The following is a 19,643-nucleotide window of genomic DNA, read 5'->3' on the forward strand; positions in this document are numbered from 1 at the left end:
AAGTTTTTATTTTTAAGCGGAGATAACTTACCAGCACTCGACATCCATAAGCATGACTGTTCTAGCTGGGAATTCACATTAGAGCCACGCACGCAATATGGCACCATTGAAGCTGCTTATTTTGATCGCTCAAAAGGGCAGCAATGCCAAGTCAAGCATCAGACAGGGTTTACTGGTCCCGTGCGTCGTCTACGCACTTGTTACACCAGTAAGGAAGAGGCTTTGGCTGCTGCTGCTTCCGAGTCGGACAGGTTGTGTCGTGCTGTGGGCAGTGGCTCCTTAACCTTCGAGGGACGCCCTGAAATCATGGCGGATCAACCTCTGCTTCTTCAAGGGTTTCGTGGGCAAATCAATGGTCCATGGAAAGCCGCTACCGTCACCCACTGCTATGAAAAACAAAGCGGATACACCACAGAAATTACACTCGAAGCGCCAGACAAGGGAAAAGAAAGCAACAAAGAATAGAGGCTGGTGGAAACAGAAAATCAAAGGATCAACTTGATCCTATTGCTCAAATAGAGGGAGAAGAGAGCAAAATCAAAAGTTCGCATTTTGGTGTGGAGGTAAGGAATAGGTGCAACTTGCACCTATTCCTTAAATCAGCAATAGGATCAAGTTGATCCAATTGCATGGATACAGCAATAGGGTAATGTTTACCCAATTCCTTAAAGGAGCAATGGTGCAAAGATTGCACAATTGCAGACTGAAGAGGAATTCGGTCAAGTTGACCGAATTGCTTAAACGCTTCTTCTTCTTTTAATAATGTGCTTAGGATACAGAAAAACTATCACTCAATTTATGCTAAAAGAAGTCATACCATTTTATGCATGCTGCTTCTCAAATAATGCGATTCCAACTCAAGGAGTTGATCATCTCAAATTGCGATTTTGAGCAGAAAAGAAAAAGGGGCTTTAAATACCCTTTGAAAGGTCTTTGAAGACCCTTTGAGAACCCCTTTAAAACCCTTTGAAAAAAAATAAATTGGTACAAAACCTAGTGGCAAAATATACAAAACCTGGCGTCAAGCTACAACCGCTGACAAGCTACAAAGCTACATACATATAACCAAATTCTCTAAAGCACTATGATAAAAACGGTAGCGGAGGAGGGATTTGAACCCCCGACACAAGGATTATGATTCCTCTGCTCTAACCTACTGAGCTACTCCGCCAAAATAAGCAATCATAATTGTAAAGAATTACATCTTTTGCGGATATAAGGGGTAGAATAGTAAGATGTCAAGCATCGTTTTTAAGCTTTTCTCTTGTCATTCTATTTTATCCTCGATATGTAAAAGTGTAATTTTATATGATAAAGTAAGGTAAGGCATGAAAATGGTGCCACGTGTAGCGGTTTTAGGATGCGGTCATTGGGGTGAAAATCATATACGGACACTCCACTCTCTCGGGGCTTTGGCAGCAGTTTCTGATATTGATAATGATCGTGCTGCTAGTTTTGCAACGATGTATGGTGTAGAGCTTGTTACACCAGATGATCTTTTTACGCATCGAGATATTGATGCGCTGGTATTAGCTCTGCCGCCACAATTGCATACGCAAAATGTGCTCCGTGCTGTTAAAAATGGTAAAGATGTTTTGGTGGAAAAACCAATAGCCTTGAATATTTCTGATGCTAAACGCCAAGTTCAGGAGGCTGACGCTTATGAGCGAGTTTTTATGGTGGGCCATATTTTACGTTTTCATCCGGCTTTTGAAAAAATGTGTGAATTGGTGAAAAACGGAGAAGTGGGAGATGTGCGATATATTTATTCTCATAGATTAGGCTTTGGAAAATTTCACACACACAGCGATGCTTTATGGGATCTTGCGCCTCATGATCTCTCAATGATTTTGGCGTTGACAGGGTGTGAACCTTCCGAAATTCGTGGTGAGGGGGCTGCTGTCGTTGATCAGATTTCTGATTTTTCTCATATTCATATGACTTTTCCAAATGGTGTGCGTAGTCATCTTTTTACTTCACGCTTGAGTTCTTATCGTGAGAGACGTTTAACTGTTGTTGGAACAAAAGCTATGCTCGTTTTTGATGATATGGAACCGTGGAGTCGTAAATTGGCAATGCACTATTTTGCCGTTTGGAAAGAAAATCAAGAGTGGGCTTTTAGCATGGATGAGCTGAATTATATTGATGTTTGTGAAGATTTGCCGCTTACTTGCGAATTACGGCACTTTCTTCATTGTATTGAAACGCGTCAATCACCTCGTACAAATGGTGATGATGCTATTGCGGTTTTACGGATTTTAACAGCTGCTGGTGTCAATTATGATAGATAAAAGAGATAGGTAGCGCTTTTGCATTCTTGTGATGATCAATGGAGTTAATATGCAATTCATCGACCTTGGGGCGCAGCGTGCGCGTATTGAAGATAAAATTAATTCTGCAATTGCACATGTGGTCGCTAGTGGTAAGTATATTTTGGGACCAAAAGTAACAGAGTTTGAAGAGAAATTGGCAGAATATCTTGGCGTTAAACATGTGATTGCATGTGCTAATGGAACAGATGCTTTGAAGATGCCTCTTATGGCTAAAAATATTGGTCCAGGGGATGCTGTGTTTTGTCCTAGTTTTACATTTTCAGCAACGGCTGAAGTGGTTGCTTTGGTGGGGGCTAAGCCTGTTTTTGTTGATGTTTTACCTGATACATTCAATATTGATGTTGAAAAACTTTCTCGCGCTATCGAAATGGTAAAAAAAGAGGGATGTTTAAAGCCAAAGGCTATTATTGCTGTTGATTTATTTGGGCTTTCTGCTGACTATGTGCAAATTGCTCAAGTGGCAGCAAAGGAAAATCTTTTTGTAATTGAAGATGCTGCTCAATCTATGGGTGGAAGAAGCGGTAATACTATGTGCGGTGCTTTTGGTGATGTGGCTGCTACAAGTTTTTACCCTGCAAAACCATTAGGATGTTATGGCGATGGAGGAGCTATGATGACCAATGATGATCATTTGGCAGAACTTTTACGATCTATTTTGTTTCATGGTAAAGGTGAAACGCAATATGACAATGTACGTATTGGCATGAATTCGCGCTTAGATAGCATTCAGGCTGCAATTTTACTAGAAAAGTTTGCGATCTTTGAAGATGAAATGGAAAAGCGTGTAGAAATTGCTCAACGCTATTCCAATGGCTTAAGAGATATTGTTACAGTTCCAGAAATAGGAGAAAATATTCGTTCTGCTTATGCACAATATACGATTAAGGTAAAAGAACGTGATAAATTAAAAGATTTTTTACAAAAAAATTCTATCCCTACAATGATTTATTATAAAACTCCTTTACATCAACAGCCAGCTTATAAACACTTTCCTTATGTAAAAGATTCCCTTTCTGTTTCAGAGTCTTTAGGAGAGTGTGTTTTAAGTTTACCAATGCATCCTTACTTGACACAAACGGATCAGGATATGATTATCCAAAAAATAAGAGATTTTTATCACTCTTGAGAGCGTGTTTTATCCTTTAAATTATCGTAAGAGTTCTATTGGTGACCCATCTTAGAAGGTATTTTTTGTTAGAGTGTGTGACCAATGTTTTTGGTATTATTTACTTTCTAGGACCGATGAAATGTTGTCCTTTAGGGCGGTGATATGATTAGCAAGTGGAATCTGCTAGACAAGAAGATGCTTTTTAACAGAACGGTATGGGTTAAGAAATTTTGTCCTTTAGCTTAGCAAGAAAGTTACGTTTAATAAAAAGGATTTGGGTTATGAAAGTTACAATGAACCTTTGTTGGTTTTACTCTTCAATTCAAGGTGTTTTAAAAGATAACCTATTTAACGGGGCTTTTGGAGAGACAAGTGATTTTTTTGCGAATACGTGATGCGAGGTCATTTTTGCTTTTTGATTTTTGAATCAATGTATTGATGGGTGATGTATTCCCCTCTTGTAGCGCTATTTGAGCTGCCAATGTTGCTGCAAGTTCTTTTGTTTCTTCACGGAGTTCTTCCAGCAATTGGTGGTTAGCAGTCGTGTCAAGCTCATGAGTTTGGATTTTTTGTAAACGTTGCTGATAGTGTGCGATTTTTTCACGCATCATTTTTCTTTCCTTTGAAAGTGTGTATTGTGGCGAGATTTTGTTTGATTGCTATCGCTTCTTTGGTGAGAGTGTCTTGTGTGGGGAGGCATAGCCGATAAAATTGTTCTGTTATTTGGCTCAGTTGTATTTTTTGTTGGGCGTATTTTTTTTGCAAAAACTCGTACTTTTGTTGGTTGTTTGCTAATTCTACAGCATGTTGTGCACGAAGAAAATCGTGATTTGCTTCTATTTCCGCGAGTGATAATGGCATTTGCGCACAAACATCTTTATACGCAAAATGAACGGCTTTACGCCAAATAAAAGGAGACAAAAGGACTAGTACCCAAGAAGTGAAAGCAACTCCAAGAATAAAAAAAAGAAACAATTGAATAAGCATAATACCTCTTTTCAAATAAGAATACGTTTAAAACGGATTCCATGTCGGCCTAGGTGTTAATTTTAAATATCCTATATTGATACCAAGGCGTGCGCCGATTCCTGTACGTATTGGGATTAACAAGGTATTATGGTATTTGAGGACATGAAAACCAACACCTGCAATTAAATAGGCCGAACCTGAAATACCACCATAGCGTTTCCATAAATTATTTATGCTATTAAGGTTGTAAACTAAGATCATTAAACGGGAGCCTTGGCCACCAAAATCCCATCCTACTGAGGGACCTTGCCAAAAAACTTTATGTTGACCATAGCTTTTGGTAAAAACCTTTCCTTCGCCATAGGTTAATCCAGCAAAAAAGGCACCAGAAGCTTCTTCTCCTAAAATATAGGCATTGGGATAACCGTATTGTGAAAAAATATTTTGAATTGCAACAGCCAGACCACTAGCTGTTTTTCCAAAAAAAAGATGACCAGAATCAATAATTTCTTGGAGTGAATAATGGGGTTCGTTTTGCTCTATTGGTTGTAGTTGAGCATGTGCAGTGTTTATGGTGATGAATAAAAGGAAGATTAAAGATATAAAATTTTTGTACCAGTATTTGAGCAGAGAGAGAGCCATGGAGTTTTCTCCTTTTATTAGTGATAAACAAAAAGATAATATTAGAATTTTCATTCTATTCAAATAAAAAATAAGATATAAGATTATTTAAATTCTTGAATTTATTTCTGATTTTTTTTTAGCATTATTGTTAATGTTTCCTATTATGCATCAGATATTAAGAGTTTTTCTTTAAAATAAAGTTTGTTTTTTTGAATCTAGGAGTTTTCAATCATTATGACGTTAGATATTTCTTTGAAGCCTATGGATCTTGCTGCTTTACTTTGTAGTCGTATTTGCCATGATTTGATTTCACCTGTGGGGGCTATTCAAAATGCAATGGAGCTTTATGATGAAGGAGGAGCTGAAGAAGATGCTTTACAATTGGTGCGTTTATCCGTTGCGAGTGCTGCTGCACGTCTACAATTTGCACGATTGGCTTTTGGTTTTGCTGGTGCAAGTGGAGGACAAATAGATACACGGGCTGCAGAGCAGGTTGCTCAACAATATATGAAAGAAGAAAAAGCAACTTTAAAATGGCAAGCTTCTTCTTTATTGTTACCAAAAGATGAAGTTAAACTTTTGCTTAATTTATTATTGATTGCAAACGCAACAGTTTCTCGTGGTGGTGAAATTGTTGTTATGATTTTGCAAGAAGAAAATAAACGTTCTTTTCGATTTGAGGTTTTCGGTAAAACTCTCCGTATACCCCCTCATTTTCTTGCGTTATTTCGTGGAGAAGTTCAAGAAGAGCTTATTGATGCACATGTCATCCAATTTTATTACACAATGTTACTTTCTCAGATGACAGAGATGAAAATAAATATTGATGAAAATGATCATTGTATTGTTTTAGAAAGTGTAAAAAAGCTTTGAATAAGAGAGAAGCGCTTAAGCCGTGTTGGGAAAAGTGGCTTCGATTGAACTTATGAGCAATAGGGTTATATGTGTAAATTCTGTGTGGTTACTTCTTAAGCTTTAAGCGCTTTCTATATGAGATTCTTGGTGTGCGAGTTTTCTACTTTTTTTAACAGAGAACAGATCTCAGGAAAAAATCTCGGCCCGCTACACTCCGAGATTTTACAAAGTGCATGTTCACTGCTTAAGCGGTTTTTCGTACGTTCTCTTCAACTGGATCACGTAATACATAACCACGTCCCCAAACTGTATCAATGTAATTTACACTAGAAGAGACTGCTTCCAATTTTTTCCGTAATTTACAGATAAAAACATCGATAATCTTTAGTTCTGGTTCATCCATTCCACCATAGAGATGATTGAGAAACATTTCCTTAGTAAGGGTGGTACCTTTACGTAAAGAGAGAAGCTCTAGCATTTGATACTCTTTTCCGGTTAAATGAACGGGGCGCCCTGCAACTTCGACGGTTTTTGCATCAAGGTTAACAGTGAGATCACCGGTAACAATAACCGATTGTGCATGTCCTTTAGAACGACGAACAACTGCATGGATACGTGCAATGAGCTCATCCTTATGAAAAGGCTTTGTCATATAGTCGTCAGCTCCAAAGCCAAAACCACGGACCTTGTCTTCAATGGCATTCATACCAGAAAGGATTAGGACAGGAGTTTTTATTTTTGCCAACCTTAGAGTCCGCAAGACATCATACCCTGACATGTCAGGGAGATTCAGATCAAGCAAAATGATATCATAATCATAGAGTTTTCCTAAATCGATACCTTCTTCACCCAGATCAGTGATATAAACATTAAAGTTAGCTGACTTTAACATTAACTCAATGCTTTGAGTAACTGCTCTATCATCTTCAATTAATAATACGCGCATTTTAGATCCCTCACTTCGCTCCTTCACGAATCATAAGGAGCATTTCTATTTTATAATCAGTTAGCAAAGCCACTGTTATAAAAACAATTCATGAAATCAAACACTTATAACAAAGTGTTTATGTATATTTCAGTAGTACGCGTAACAATCACTACTAAATTCCCCACTATCCATGATAGTGGTTAACAAAATATTTTTATTTTTGAAAGAGGCTACAAAATTATTTTAGAAAAATCGCATATTTTTTAACATAATAAAAAAAGAAGGGCTTTTTCTATAAACTTTAACTTAAAAAAATTTGTAAAAGAGCATTATAAATTACTTTTTTACAATTTCAGTGTTTGTTTACTGAGCTTTAAATTTCTTCATTTTATAATGTGGGGAAAAGTAAAGAAATAGTTATTGCTGCTTTAAAGCAGATTGTATTTTCAGACGCTTTAATGAAAGGCAAAAATTATTATAATTTCAAGTCAATAGACTGTTTTTGTCGGATAGACATATAACTAAAAGATATTTATTGGGTGTGAATGCGAGTTTTGAGTTGGCGCAATCAAGGAGTAATGAGTATGAAGCCACGAGAAAATATGGTGCGATTGAGGATGTTTCAAGTGCGTGGAAAACGCCGTGAAATTGCACAGCTTGAGATGATGATCGCAGAATTTGAACGAATGGTGTTAGAGCTGGAAGCACAGATTACTCATGAAGAACGTAAATCTGGAAACAATGATGTTCACCATTTTGCTTATTCTGCTTTTGCGCGTGCAGCGCGGCAAAGACGTGATAATCTGATCAATTCAATTCGTGATTTACAGCTTCAAAAAACAAACGCTGAAATTGCTCTCCATGAAGCTAATACAGAGCTGCAACGTGCACAGCTTTTGGAAGCACGAGAAAAGAAGATTGCTGCGGATGATGAGGATATTTTGATTCAATCTAATTCAATGGTTGGCTAATTTAACGGTTGGATGATAAAAGCAATTATTGAAAAATCCATTCTTTTAGATTTATCTTTTGGGTATAGTATAAAACAGCCAAATTTTTATCAAATTTGGCTGTTTTATAAGTTTTTTTATGTTATCGAATCGTAATCAATGGCAACTTAATGCCTGTAGTTTTGAATCTTGGTCGTTCGTAATCCCGCTAAACCGTGTTCATCGATCAAACTTTGCCATGAAAGAAATTCTTCTACAGTCAAAGTATAACGTTGGCACGCTTCGTCAAGACTTAATAATCCACCTCTGACAGCCGCAACAACTTCAGCTTTGCGACGAATCACCCAGCGTCGTGTTGTTTGCGGCGGTAGGTCGGCAATTGTAAGCGGACTTCCATCTGGCCCAATAACATATTTCATTTGTGTTTTTATCAAATTGGTCATTCGTATCCTCTACCTTTAGTCAAGGACTTGATTCGTTTATAGAGCATGAAATTTAAAAAAGAGCTAAACACGCTGAAAGAAAAAATTAATAAAGTGATTGAGCACGTAAAAAGAAGCTTAAGTGAAGTGTGTAGAAGAGCTTCTTGTAATATTTTTCAGATTTTAAAAAGAGCAAAAAAGGTTTTCTCTCAAACGATTGCCATTATGCCTTATTTCTATCATTCTTTTTTGTTTGCAGCAGCCTTTAAGAAAGTAATGCCTATGGTTGTGGAAAAGATAAAAAAACAATATAAAGACAATCAATCGTGTAAAAGTGCTGAAGAGCGTACATCAAAATGTTAACATATGGGTAGCCATTAAACAGAGCATTAAATAGAGAATGAATACATGTTTTTAAATAGTCTTGATTTACCAGGACAACCTGAGGATTCTCGCATTGTTGTTGCAATGTCGGGAGGGGTTGATTCATCGGTTGTTGCAGGTCTTTTGAAAAAGGAAGGGTATAATGTTATTGGCATTACGTTGCAGCTTTATGATCATGGGGCAGCAACGCATCGGGTGGGGGCATGTTGTGCAGGACAAGATATTGAGGATGCTCGCCGCGTTGCAGAAACATTAGGAATACCGCATTATGTTCTTGACTATGAAAAGCGTTTTCGCGAAGCTGTTATTGATCCTTTTGCAGAAAGCTATGCTCATGGAGAGACACCAGTACCATGTATTGCATGTAATCAAACGGTTAAGTTTGCTGATTTATTAGCAACAGCACGTGAATTGGGGGCAGATGCTTTGGCTACGGGACATTATATTCGTTCGCGTTCCCACGGAGCGCATCGAGCACTCTTTCGTCCTCTCGATAATGATCGTGATCAGAGTTATTTTCTCTTTGCAACGACACAAGAACAGATTGATTATTTGCGTTTTCCACTTGGTGACCTTCCAAAAGCCCGCGTTCGTGAAATGGCAGCAGAAATGGGATTTGTGGTTGCCAATAAGCATGATAGTCAGGATATTTGTTTTGTTCCACAAGGAAAATATTCAGATGTTATCGCAAAACTGCGTCCAGAAGCCGCTAATCCTGGCGTTATTGTCCATATTGATGGAAAGATTTTAGGTAAACATTCGGGAATTGTTAATTATACGGTTGGTCAACGGCGTGGTATTGGGGTGTCAACGGGTGAAGCGCTTTATGTAGTTTATCTCGATGTGGAAAATGCACGTGTTATTGTTGGACCGCGTGAAATGTTAGAAACACATAAGCTTTTTTTACGTGATGTGAATTGGCTTGGTGATGAGTCGTTAGATAATTTCCCTTCTCAAGGTATTGAGGTAGCTGTAAAGGTGCGTTCAACGCGTCCTCCTCACCTTGCGCGCTTACATTATAAAGAAGGTATTTTTTCCGTTGATTTATTGGAATGTGAAAATGGTGTGGCACCAGGGCAAGCTTGCGTTCTTTATGATGGAAATGGTCATGAGGCGCGTATTCTTGGGGGAGGATTTGTAACACATTCAGAACGTGCGGCCGATACTGAAATGATGTTGAAGCGCGTTTTATGCAATCTTGAAACAAAAGATTCTGTTTCCTCTGAACTAAAACAACAGCTTCATAAAACATAGTTGATTGATTTATAACGATAATTTTCAACCTTAAACTTGAATGAGAGACTTCCAGAAGGTTTTTTCATTGAGAGTTTGTTTTATGATTGGATCCATCAAAATTATGTCTTTTGCACGTCATGAGCGGGGTTAGGGGGTGGAAAGTATTGATAAGAAAAATATAAAATGTTTTTTAATCAATGCTTTCAAATGCTAGGGAACAGCAACATTATTGGGACTGATAGATAACATACAACATCGGATATGTTTTACAACTTAAAGTGTTATCATCTTTAGTGGTCAAAGTTGGTAAAATGGGCAAGTGCAATACCTGAGGCTGTGGCAACATTAAGGCTGTCAAAACCGTTAGTCATGGGAATACGTAAGGTTTTTGATTGTTGTAGTATATGGGGCGGTAAGCCATCGCCTTCTGTTCCAAAAATAAGTGCCATTCTTTTAGTTTTGTTGGCTTGCTTGAGAGTGTGTGAAGCAGAAGGGGAGAGTGCATAAAGATGAAAGTTTTTATCCTTTAGAGCAGCTATAATGTCATTTATATCAGCGTTTTGCGTATAGGGTACTTTTAAAGCAGCGCCGGCAGAAACTCTTATTGATTTACGATAAAGTGGATCGCATGAGGTTTTGTCGACAATAATGCCATTACTGGCAAAGGCTGCTGCATTACGAAAAATTGATCCCATATTATCGTGATTCGAGATACCACATAAAACAAGAATCAAAGCTTTTTCTGGAAGATGTTGTAGAAAACTTTGTAAGGATGGCAGTGTTTTGCATTTACCAATACCCAAGACACCACGATGAACATGGAAGCCGGTGATATTATCCATGACTTTTTGTGGAACACAATAAATGGGACATAGAGGCTGTGTTTTTTCTAAAAGCGGTAGAAGTCCAGAGAGACGGTTTGCTACGATGAGCAGTGAGATGGCAGAAAAATCTTTCGAGTGCAGTAATGCGGACAATGTTACTTTGCCTTCAGCAATAAATTGATGTTGCCGTCCAACAAGATCTTTTTCACGGATATTATGATAGGCTTTTAGGCGTGGATCATCTGTTTCATTGATTGTTATGATATTCAAATGCATGCGAGATTTTTAGTGTTTTTTTCTTATGATTTCTAGATGTTAGAATTTATTTTATTTTAAAAAAAGAGATAAAAAAAACATTATTTTAAAACTTATGGTAGAATTTGTGTTGACAATACACAACCGTAGGTATAGTATAAGAATACTGATACGGAATCATATATTTTTTCTCGTATCGGGTGCAGTGTCTTGGGTCCCCGCTATTTCCCAAGTTCTGTATGCCCTTAATTTCTAAGGGAAAAGAATCTGGGTCCCCAATGCCCAGATTCTTTTTTTGAGGGTAATCATTGTTCTTCTTTTTTATATCTCAATTTTTTAGTAAATCATATTTTAAAATGCAGTTGACCTGTAAAGTTACAGTAGAGTGCTAAGATATTTTTCTAAGGTTCAAAGATGGCTTATAGATGGGTTATAATGCGCATCATAAGACTGAAAAGCAATGCATGATCATGATACATTTGAGCAAAAAAGTTTTTCGTTTATGAGATGTGAGATGGCTTTAAGTTATTCAGAAAACGATTAATAATGAAGGTGATGTGTTTGATTGCTCTTGGGAAAGCTCTTTGTTTATTCTGTTCCTCTCTTCTTCCTTTATTGATTCTGTTTGTGTAACTGAGCAGTTTTTACGATAATAATGTGAGCTGAAGCGTTTATTGTATGCTGAAGCTTCTGTAATATTGAGGAAATATTGTCGATATGCCAAAAGTATAATTATATGGTTGAAAATATTAATCCCTTATTTCGTGAAGAAAAGGATGAGGTTCATGGATGTAAAAATCAATATACAAAGCTTAACTTTATACTCTATTTTTATTGCGTGTATTGTTTTTGCTTTGAAATATTGGGCATATCACATCACAGGTTCGGTTGCACTTTATTCTGATGCATTGGAATCAATAGTTAATATTCTTGCGTCATTGGCAGCATGGTGGGCTGTTAAAGTGAGTATGAAGCCAGCGGATCAGGATCATCCCTTTGGGCATCATAAAGCAGAATATTTTTCCGCAATTCTTGAAGGGATACTCATTATTATTGCGGCAATTGTTATTTTAAGAGAAGCATGGATAGCTCTTTCTACCGTTCAATTATTGCAGAAGCCTGGAATATGGCTTGTTATTCATCTTATTGCAACTGTCATAAATTGTATGTGGGGAATGGTCCTTATTTGGCAGGGAAAACATCATCGCTCACCGGCTCTTAAAGCTGATGGAGTCCATTTTATAACAGATGTTTTTACTTCGCTTGCAATTTTAATTGGTCTGATTGCTGGTTTTGTAGGAGGATGGGGAGTTTTAGATCCAATTTTAGCGATAATCGTTGCCGTTAATATTCTCTTGCAGGGATGGAAGGTGATTAGAAATGCTGTTCAGGGATTAATGGATGTCGGCGTTGAATTGAATGAAAGCATGCGGATTCGGGAGCTGATTTCTGCAAATGCATCTGGTGCGCTTGAGGTTCATGATTTACGGACGCGTGTTGCTGGGAGGGTTACTTTTATAGAGTTTCATTTGGTTGTGCCTGCTGTAATGCAGGTAGGAGAAGCACATAAAATTTGTGATAAAATCGAAGGTGTTCTTCAAAAAGAATTTGATAATGTGCGTATTTCTATTCATGTCGAGCCTGAAGATGAGGCAAAATTGCCTCCCGGTACAACGGTGGTACCTTTTATATAAAAAGATTTTTTTCAAATTGCCTGTCATGTTATGGAGATTGTTTTTTATGATGGGGCGATTCATACCTCTCGAAAATACAATGATACTCTTTCGTTGATTTTATTTTTGCATCAATCAATTATAAAAGGTTAAACAGAGTATTTAAGGCAAGATTTATTCTATTTCGTTAAAACACTATCATTTAAGGTGGGGTGAGATAAGGTATATAAAATTTGATCTATTAAGTGTTTTTAGAGTGTGGAGTAAATATTCAAAATAGGGCTTGCCGGTATATTCTTGTGTAAGTGAATCTCATGAAATGGTTCGCCGCTTAAATTCACTTAAGAGAACGGATTGTTTACAAACTGTCGGGAGTAGATGTTTTGTTTCTTAGGGCGAAGAGGAATGAAGCTTTCGTAATAAGTTTGATGAGATTTAATTATAAATTTTATATAAAAGTTATGAATAGAATTTTAAAGTCTGTGATCATAGATTAATCATCATTATTGTTGCTAATAAATGTGTTTTTTATCGATAAAATGTATTCTGTTTTGAGTGTTCTTTATTGTATGAAGGATGGGGGACTCATTAAAGAATAAAAAAACAAAAAATAATGCTCATAGCTCTACTCTTTAAAAGATATTATTGTCGTTGCTTTAGAAAATCGCAAAGCTGAACTAAAGAATTATGCTAAAAATAGAAACTGGTTTTTAATTGATGCCTTCATATTTTCATTCCAATCTAGCATCAAAAATTTTGCAATGACTTGTACAGTATTGGTGCATCCTAATCATAAATATGCTATCCTATCAGGGCTATTTTAATGTATAGATAACAAGAAAAAGCAAAGACTTTATGAGGAAAACAATGCTATAAAGTCAAAAATTTATACGCAATAAATTAGAAAGATAGATCGAATTTTTATAAAATACTTTATGAGACAACAACCAAACATATTTGGCTTTACTTTTACTTATTTTTACAAACGTTCGTCTATGTCTTTTACGTTATATTCGTAAAGACCAGATTAGTGGTAATCTATAGATACCCCTTGGTTGAGAATATGAAAGGAAAGCGTGATACTATAATAGAGTTTTGCCTATCTTTATCATTCAATTAGTAAAAGTGATTACAAATTCGTGATTTCTTCAAAAGTGGTTTTTTCATACCTATAAACAAAGTTAGATCAAAACGACTTTTTTCTCTAAAAATTGTAAACAAATATATTGTATCCATATAGCTTGAACGAAGTTAGATGTTGACATGAATAACTACAGTATATATTTGAAGAATAGGGAAGATATTTCATATCGCTATAATGTTATTAAAGAGCTCTTAAAACAATGATTCCTGGTGTTTTTTCAACATAATCCATAAAAGGAGAATCAACGACTTTTTCGTTTGCTTTTCGTGAAGAAGTATTTCTTAACATTGGACCTTTATCTGTCATGATAAAGAAGCCCACATGTGTTACATCCAATCCAGAAAGTTTCGTATAAATACCAATGAAATCACCAGACTGTAAACGACCTATAACCGCCTCATTAATAAAGTTACTTGGAATATATGTAATCGTGCGTTTCACAACTGGCAACCCAGGTAGATAGCTTCCACCATCAGCTTTTTTATTGAGATATTTTTCTATTTTTATCGCATGGGGACTTATTTCAGCGGTAATATCAGTAGCGAGTTTATATTCTCTATAAGCCCAGTCTGTAAAAAAATGTTTACGATTTAAAAAATGAATATTGCCGTTAATATAACGCGTTTTTATGACGTTATTTATGAATTCCGTTTGGGATGTTGATTTGCGCAATGCTTCAACATAATCTAGATAAGTGAAGCAATCTAAGCCTCTAAAATCAATAATCAGTTTTTCTGGTATATTTTCTGAGCCATGTAACATATTTGCTTGGTAAGGTGTCCCTAAAAAAGCTTCAGAAAGAAAGTCAATTAGTGCTCCTTTTTCCTGATAATTTGTTTCTGAACGTTTTTTGAGAAGAGCGTTTAATTTATTTAGAGTATAAGGATCTAGGTTTACGTTGGTTGTTTGTTGTGTTTTTATTTTATTTCCTAAAATACTCTCTTGTGAATCAGAATCCTGAACATCACATCCCGTTAGCAACATTACAATGAGAACTAATAGGGATATTTTTCGCATTCTATACACCATTTTTATATTAACAATTCATGACTAACTATTTCTAAAAGTGCCATTTTTTTAAATGCGTATCATGATCATCGTTAGATTTAACGGTAGCATATAATCATGGTTTTTAAGGTTACACAAATTGCAAGCAATATGAATAGTTTCTAAGATTATAGAATATTTCTCTATAATATACTTATTTTTTAAATAAAATGATTGTCAAATAAATATTTTTAAAAATATGACGAGCTTTTTATGTTGTTAGGCTATTCGGGTAATGCTGCTTTAACCTTATAGCACATTCTGAGGGTAAGAAAATTTTTTAATAGCTTATCGTTTAAAAGGTTTCAATTGCTATAGGATATCTAACGTATCAAATGGAATTGAGATTCCTGAAAACGGTGGTATGAGAAGGGGAAATGATGTCTGATAAAATCCATTATAATGTCTCTAAAACTATTGGAAATACTCTGTGTTTCATGAAGTCTTGTTTATGAGTTTGTCGTACAAATATTTTTTATGCATTGATAATGATACACCAATTAAAACGTAATTTTATAGTTTTATCTTGACAATTACTTAAATTTTTACTTTGTTATTATTTTGTATGTGACAAGTATATGGTATAGAATACTTTTAAAAGGAAAAGGGAGTAAAAAGATAGCGGGGGAGTAATTGTATGCGTAAAATAGTGTGTATGTTATGCAAGACCAAATGCTCAATCCGAATTTTGTTCAGCGTGGGCTCGTTTTAGTGTTCATCACTTTATTGTTAGATATTCTTGGCATTGCAATCATTTGTCCTGTTTTGCCTGAATATTTTTCTCAATTAACTGGAAAAGATGTCAGTACATCTTTTGTAGAAAGAGGAAAATTACTAGCAGCTTATTCAGTGATGCAGTTTTTGTTTGCTCCTTTTATTGGCAATCTCTCTGATCGTTATGGTCGTCGTCCTATTTTGCTTCTCTCTATTATCTGCTTTGCTCTTGATAATCTCATATGTGCTATAGCATGGAGTTATTCTATGTTATTTATCGGGCGTCTTTTGTCAGGGATGAGTGGTGCTAGTTTTGCAACTTGTACAGCTTATCTTGCGGATATATCCGATGATAAAACCCGTACACGCAATTTTGGCCTGTTAGGCGTTGCATCCGCATTGGGGTTTATTTTAGGATCGTTTATTGGTGGTTTTTTAGGTCAGTTTGGTCCGCGTATTCCGTTTTATTTTGCTGCTGGTTTTTCACTCATTAATTTTATTTTTTCTTGGGTTATGCTTCCAGAAACTCTTTCTCTATGGAATAGGCGCTTTTTTGATATTAAGCGGGCAAATCCCTTAGGCGCTTTTTGGCACCTGAAACAATATCCGATGGTTCTTTGGGTGTTATTGGTCTTTTTTCTTTATTGGTTAGCGGAATCTGTATGGTTAAGCATTTGGGCTTTCATTGCAAAAGAACGCTATGATTGGAGTTCTTTTTCTATTGGGCTCTCCTATAGTGTTTTTGGGGTAGGCCAATTTATAGTAGTCGCTCTCATTTTGCCTTATTTTTCTAAACGATGGAGTGATTGGCATATTGTTATAGTGGGGCTTTTGTTTGCCTCCGTTGCTATGCTAGGCTATACATTCGCGACGCAGGGATGGATGGTTTATATGGTTTGTGCGTGTACAATGCTTGAATATCTTGTTCATGCACCTATACGTGCTATTGCTTCAGCGCGGGTACCGACAAATGTACAAGGAGAACTGCAAGGAGCGATGACATCTGTTATTTCGTTAAGTTTAATATTTGGTTCTGTTTTTTATGTGTTTCTTTTTGAATGTTTTACAGATAAAAATGCACAGTTTTATTTTTCTGGTGCTCCTTTTGTTGGTGGCTTTTTTCTTCTTGTCGTTGCGACAGTTATTTTTGTCTTGCGGGTACGTTAATTTGTTGAGGGGAGCTGGTACGTACTATTTTGATAGAGAATGCACAAGATAAATAAAGTACATCATTTTATAGGCAAAAAGTTTTTTGTGATATTGTTTGTATAGTAGAGTCCGTATTTTTTCTATTGCTTGCAAATTAATATCCAGTGCTAATGCAGCAGCATATTGAAAAAAGAGATTAAAACGTATCTGCGTTAGATATATCAGTACTGTGCGAACAATTCCAAATTTTATATGGCAAATTGGAAGTAAAATATTGCGTATATTTGTTTGCATCACTTCTGGAATCGAAAGAAAAACTCATTTTTGAAGAATATAAAGTTGCAAAATTGAAAAGTCGTTTCCTGTTTTGCCATCACTTTTTTATTGGGCGTTACAGTTTTCAAAACCATCTACGGTAATATCTTTAAAAAAGTAGAGATTTGTTGCATGGTCTCACACTTTAGTTTTTTATTCTTTAATAGGAATTATGCTTCTCATGCAAAATAGAATGCTTAAAATTGTATTGTGAATCCAATACTTATTTGAAGCAATAGCTTTCAATGCGTTTGTGCCAATTTCATGATAGTGCCAATAAAGAATATAAGGTAAAAGTCACGGTTAATGGTATAAGATCTGCTGTACACTGCTTACTTTACGTATATAAAAGATGCAGCACCAATCATTCACTTTGCTAGTTTCCAATGTTCCGATAGCTCTGAGCTCTTGGTACGGTTAGGTGCTTTACTCTTTTTAAAAATGGTTTTTATCGACACACTTATCTTGCTTAGGGGGAAGCCAATGATTTTGATGAATACAATTCTAAGAGGAGAGGTCATGAGAAAAATTTAAGTTATTCAGTGCTCTCATCTTAGTTGCAAAATGATAAATAATAACACTTATTCAATAAGTTGTAGGTATACAAATAATATAGTTGTGTATGGGAAGATGATATAATTTAAAGGAGAGAAGCTAGAAAGTGAGATATTTTATTTTAAGATATTTTTTTATAATTCATAATGAGATCACAGAAATGCTGAAAGAGGTAGTGGCTATCTTGTGGTCCAGGAGAAGCTTCGGGGTGATATTGAACAGAAAAAACTGGTTTTCCAATGATTCGAATACCACAGTTTGAACCATCAAAGAGAGAAATATGTGTTTCTTGAACATGTTGTGGTAAAGAGGCAGAATCTACGGCGAAACCGTGATTCATCGATACAATCTCAACTTTTCCAGTGTTGAGGTCTTTAACTGGGTGGTTGGCACCATGATGTCCTTGGTGCATTTTCACGGTTTTTGCACCAACCGTAAGAGCGAGAAGTTGGTGACCAAGACATATTCCAAAAATTGGTAAATTATGATCAATTAATGTTTTGATCGTTGGAACGGCATATTGAGCCGTAGCTGCGGGGTCCCCTGGTCCATTAGAAAGAAAAACGCCATCAGGGTTCATTGCTAGAATTTCTTTTGCAGTTGTGTGGGCAGGTACAACAGTAATGCGTGCTTTTTGTGTTGCCATAAGGCGAAGAATATTGCGTTTAATACCATAGTCAATTGCAATGATATGAAGATTGTGCACATTATTTGTACCGTATCCTTTATTCCAGCTCCATGGTTTTTCATCCCATTGTATTGATGATTGAGATGTCACGTCTTTCGTAAGGTCAAGATTGACGAGACCGTGCCATTTTTGCGCACGTTTCTTTAATGAAGGAATATCAAAAATTCCATTAGAATCATGTGCAATGACAGCATTTTGCGCACCTTTTTCACGAATAAGAATTGTGAGCGCACGTGTATCAATACCACAAAGTGCAATAATTTTACGCGTTTTAAGCCATTGATGAAGATTTTCATTGGCACGATAATTTGAGGGATGTGTAATGTCTGCCTTGAAAATAGCGCCAACAGCACCATGACAATTGAGAGGGGAGAGATCTTCAATATCTTCACTATTTGCCCCTACATTTCCTATATGAGGAAAAGTAAAATTAACGATTTGTTGTGTGTATGACGGGTCTGTGAGGATTTCTTCATAGCCTGTGATAGCGGTGTTAAAACACACTTCAGCTTCAGCGATACCTGTAGCACCTGCTCCTTTGCCTTCAATAACGGTTCCATCTGCTAAGACTAAGAGGGCTGTAGGTTTTTTGATACTCCAAGGGTGGCTGGGTGAAGTCGTTTGTATCATAGTATGTATCCACAATTTATTCTCTGAAAGGTATAATGATCAACTTTACACAAAAATCATACCTTTAACAGATGCTGTGTATATTATTCTGGTAATGTTTCGCTTGAAATAGGCAGTATAAGTACATTCCATGAAGAGGTAAAGTCTTGTTTTAGCTTTTCGAAGATCGAGTCCTTAATTATTTTTTTATCCTCCATTGCAAGATGGATAAAGATTGGTTAAAAGGCTTTTTTTCTTGAACAAAATTGGATAAATTTATGTTGCGTAACCAGATTGATGGGGCTCTTAGGGCTGCTTTGAAAGCGCAAGATAGTGCGCGTCTTGCTACACTTCGTTTAATGAATGCTGCAGTTAGGGATCGTGATATCCTTTATTATGATCAAGGAAAGTTAGAAGTGGATGATCAGCAGATACAGTCTGTTTTCACTAAAATGCTTCAACAGCGTGAAGAATTGATGCGAGTCTATAAAGAGTCTGGTTGCTTGGAATTGGCAGAGAGAGGACAAGCAGAAATAGAAGTTATTCGTGAGTTTCTTCCTTATCAACTTAAGGAGATGGAAGTAGAACAGGTTCTTTGTGAAGCTTTGGCACAAACAAAAGCTGAAAAATTACGCGATATCGGCAAGGTGATGGCATGGCTTAAGGAACGGTATGCGGGGCAAATGAATTTTTCTAAAGTGTACAATAGTCTTCGTAAAAAATTGCAATAGATTTTATTAATTCAAGGGGATTAGAAAATATTTTTTATTGTGCGTCGCCTTTGTAAGTCAGTAGGATGTTGATAAATCTCATTTATCTTGTACATACATACTATTATTAAAAAATATTTTTTTGAAATAA

At 36.2% G+C, this 19,643-nt stretch carries 17 protein-coding genes, 1 tRNA gene and 1 pseudogene; 10 read left to right on the forward strand and 9 right to left on the reverse strand.

The window, feature by feature from the left end; translation table 11 throughout:
• Positions 1 to 465, forward strand: a pseudogene (locus tag ACFIKO_RS03415) (late control protein); the annotation flags it as partial.
• Between the two features lie 632 nt (positions 466 to 1,097).
• Here ACFIKO_RS03415 and ACFIKO_RS03420 read toward each other — a convergent pair.
• A tRNA-Met gene (locus ACFIKO_RS03420) sits at positions 1,098 to 1,171 on the reverse strand.
• Between the two features lie 163 nt (positions 1,172 to 1,334).
• Here ACFIKO_RS03420 and ACFIKO_RS03425 point away from each other — a divergent pair.
• A complete protein-coding gene (locus tag ACFIKO_RS03425) occupies positions 1,335 to 2,291 on the forward strand; it encodes a Gfo/Idh/MocA family protein (RefSeq protein WP_375673359.1) in 957 nt (318 codons plus the stop codon).
• A gap of 49 nt (positions 2,292 to 2,340) precedes the next feature.
• Positions 2,341 to 3,459 carry a DegT/DnrJ/EryC1/StrS family aminotransferase gene (locus ACFIKO_RS03430; RefSeq protein ID WP_375619674.1) on the forward strand — a complete coding sequence of 373 codons (1,119 nt, stop codon included), beginning with the start codon at positions 2,341 to 2,343 and terminating at the stop codon, positions 3,457 to 3,459.
• Between the two features lie 326 nt (positions 3,460 to 3,785).
• Here the strand turns inward: ACFIKO_RS03430 and ACFIKO_RS03435 are convergent, their stop codons facing one another.
• The 3 genes from ACFIKO_RS03435 to ACFIKO_RS03445 are packed head-to-tail and all read right to left on the reverse strand — an operon-like array spanning position 3,786 to position 5,052.
• A complete protein-coding gene (locus tag ACFIKO_RS03435) occupies positions 3,786 to 4,052 on the reverse strand; it encodes a hypothetical protein (RefSeq protein WP_026500327.1) in 267 nt (88 codons plus the stop codon).
• The gene (locus ACFIKO_RS03440) at positions 4,042 to 4,428 is read right to left on the reverse strand and encodes a hypothetical protein (protein WP_375619673.1); all 387 of its coding nucleotides are present in this window, start codon (positions 4,426 to 4,428) and stop codon (positions 4,042 to 4,044) included. Before ACFIKO_RS03440 ends, ACFIKO_RS03435 begins: the two co-directional genes overlap by 11 nt.
• A gap of 27 nt (positions 4,429 to 4,455) precedes the next feature.
• Positions 4,456 to 5,052, reverse strand: a complete 597-nt coding sequence (locus ACFIKO_RS03445; protein WP_375619672.1) for a DUF1134 domain-containing protein — start codon at positions 5,050 to 5,052, stop codon at positions 4,456 to 4,458.
• Between the two features lie 216 nt (positions 5,053 to 5,268).
• Between ACFIKO_RS03445 and chpT the strand changes: the two genes are divergently transcribed.
• Positions 5,269 to 5,907, forward strand: a complete 639-nt coding sequence (gene chpT / locus ACFIKO_RS03450) for a histidine phosphotransferase ChpT (protein WP_375619671.1) — start codon at positions 5,269 to 5,271, stop codon at positions 5,905 to 5,907.
• Positions 5,908 to 6,133: 226 nt separating this feature from the next.
• On the opposite strand, the gene ctrA is transcribed toward chpT, so the two are convergent.
• Entirely contained in the window at positions 6,134 to 6,835 is a 702-nt protein-coding gene (gene ctrA, locus ACFIKO_RS03455; RefSeq protein WP_015856677.1) for a response regulator transcription factor CtrA, read from the reverse strand.
• A gap of 566 nt (positions 6,836 to 7,401) precedes the next feature.
• Here ctrA and ACFIKO_RS03460 point away from each other — a divergent pair.
• Complete coding sequence (locus tag ACFIKO_RS03460; RefSeq protein WP_015856676.1) at positions 7,402 to 7,788, forward strand: hypothetical protein; 387 nt, start codon at positions 7,402 to 7,404, stop codon at positions 7,786 to 7,788.
• A 146-nt stretch (positions 7,789 to 7,934) separates the two neighbouring features.
• Here the strand turns inward: ACFIKO_RS03460 and ACFIKO_RS03465 are convergent, their stop codons facing one another.
• Entirely contained in the window at positions 7,935 to 8,210 is a 276-nt protein-coding gene (locus ACFIKO_RS03465; RefSeq protein WP_015856675.1) for a DUF1153 domain-containing protein, read from the reverse strand.
• Between the two features lie 45 nt (positions 8,211 to 8,255).
• On the opposite strand from ACFIKO_RS03465, the gene ACFIKO_RS03470 reads away from it, so the two are divergent.
• Both ACFIKO_RS03470 and mnmA read left to right on the forward strand, forming a co-directional pair.
• Positions 8,256 to 8,552: a hypothetical protein gene (locus ACFIKO_RS03470; protein ID WP_375619670.1), complete on the forward strand. Its 297-nt coding sequence runs from the start codon at positions 8,256 to 8,258 to the stop codon at positions 8,550 to 8,552.
• A gap of 45 nt (positions 8,553 to 8,597) precedes the next feature.
• Positions 8,598 to 9,827 carry a tRNA 2-thiouridine(34) synthase MnmA gene (mnmA, locus tag ACFIKO_RS03475; protein ID WP_273788025.1) on the forward strand — a complete coding sequence of 410 codons (1,230 nt, stop codon included), beginning with the start codon at positions 8,598 to 8,600 and terminating at the stop codon, positions 9,825 to 9,827.
• Between the two features lie 272 nt (positions 9,828 to 10,099).
• On the opposite strand, the gene ACFIKO_RS03480 is transcribed toward mnmA, so the two are convergent.
• A complete protein-coding gene (locus tag ACFIKO_RS03480) occupies positions 10,100 to 10,909 on the reverse strand; it encodes a TrmH family RNA methyltransferase (RefSeq protein ID WP_375673294.1) in 810 nt (269 codons plus the stop codon).
• A 764-nt stretch (positions 10,910 to 11,673) separates the two neighbouring features.
• Here ACFIKO_RS03480 and ACFIKO_RS03485 point away from each other — a divergent pair.
• The gene (locus ACFIKO_RS03485) at positions 11,674 to 12,582 is read left to right on the forward strand and encodes a cation diffusion facilitator family transporter (RefSeq protein WP_015856672.1); all 909 of its coding nucleotides are present in this window, start codon (positions 11,674 to 11,676) and stop codon (positions 12,580 to 12,582) included.
• A gap of 1,303 nt (positions 12,583 to 13,885) precedes the next feature.
• On the opposite strand, the gene ACFIKO_RS03490 is transcribed toward ACFIKO_RS03485, so the two are convergent.
• Positions 13,886 to 14,722, reverse strand: coding sequence for a DUF1460 domain-containing protein (locus tag ACFIKO_RS03490; protein ID WP_375619668.1), 837 nt, complete (start codon positions 14,720 to 14,722; stop codon positions 13,886 to 13,888).
• Positions 14,723 to 15,412: 690 nt separating this feature from the next.
• On the opposite strand from ACFIKO_RS03490, the gene ACFIKO_RS03495 reads away from it, so the two are divergent.
• Entirely contained in the window at positions 15,413 to 16,633 is a 1,221-nt protein-coding gene (locus tag ACFIKO_RS03495) for an MFS transporter (protein ID WP_375619667.1), read from the forward strand.
• A gap of 973 nt (positions 16,634 to 17,606) precedes the next feature.
• On the opposite strand, the gene carA is transcribed toward ACFIKO_RS03495, so the two are convergent.
• A complete protein-coding gene (gene carA, locus ACFIKO_RS03500; protein WP_375619666.1) occupies positions 17,607 to 18,803 on the reverse strand; it encodes a glutamine-hydrolyzing carbamoyl-phosphate synthase small subunit in 1,197 nt (398 codons plus the stop codon).
• A gap of 257 nt (positions 18,804 to 19,060) precedes the next feature.
• Here carA and ACFIKO_RS03505 point away from each other — a divergent pair, with 257 nt between their 5' ends.
• Positions 19,061 to 19,513 carry a GatB/YqeY domain-containing protein gene (locus ACFIKO_RS03505; RefSeq protein WP_375619665.1) on the forward strand — a complete coding sequence of 151 codons (453 nt, stop codon included), beginning with the start codon at positions 19,061 to 19,063 and terminating at the stop codon, positions 19,511 to 19,513.
• Positions 19,514 to 19,643: the final 130 nt, after the last annotated feature.

Origin of the sequence: Bartonella sp. TS82HLJMH (assembly GCF_042193495.1) — a bacterium.
GTDB classification, from domain to species: Bacteria; Pseudomonadota; Alphaproteobacteria; order Rhizobiales; family Rhizobiaceae; genus Bartonella; species Bartonella grahamii.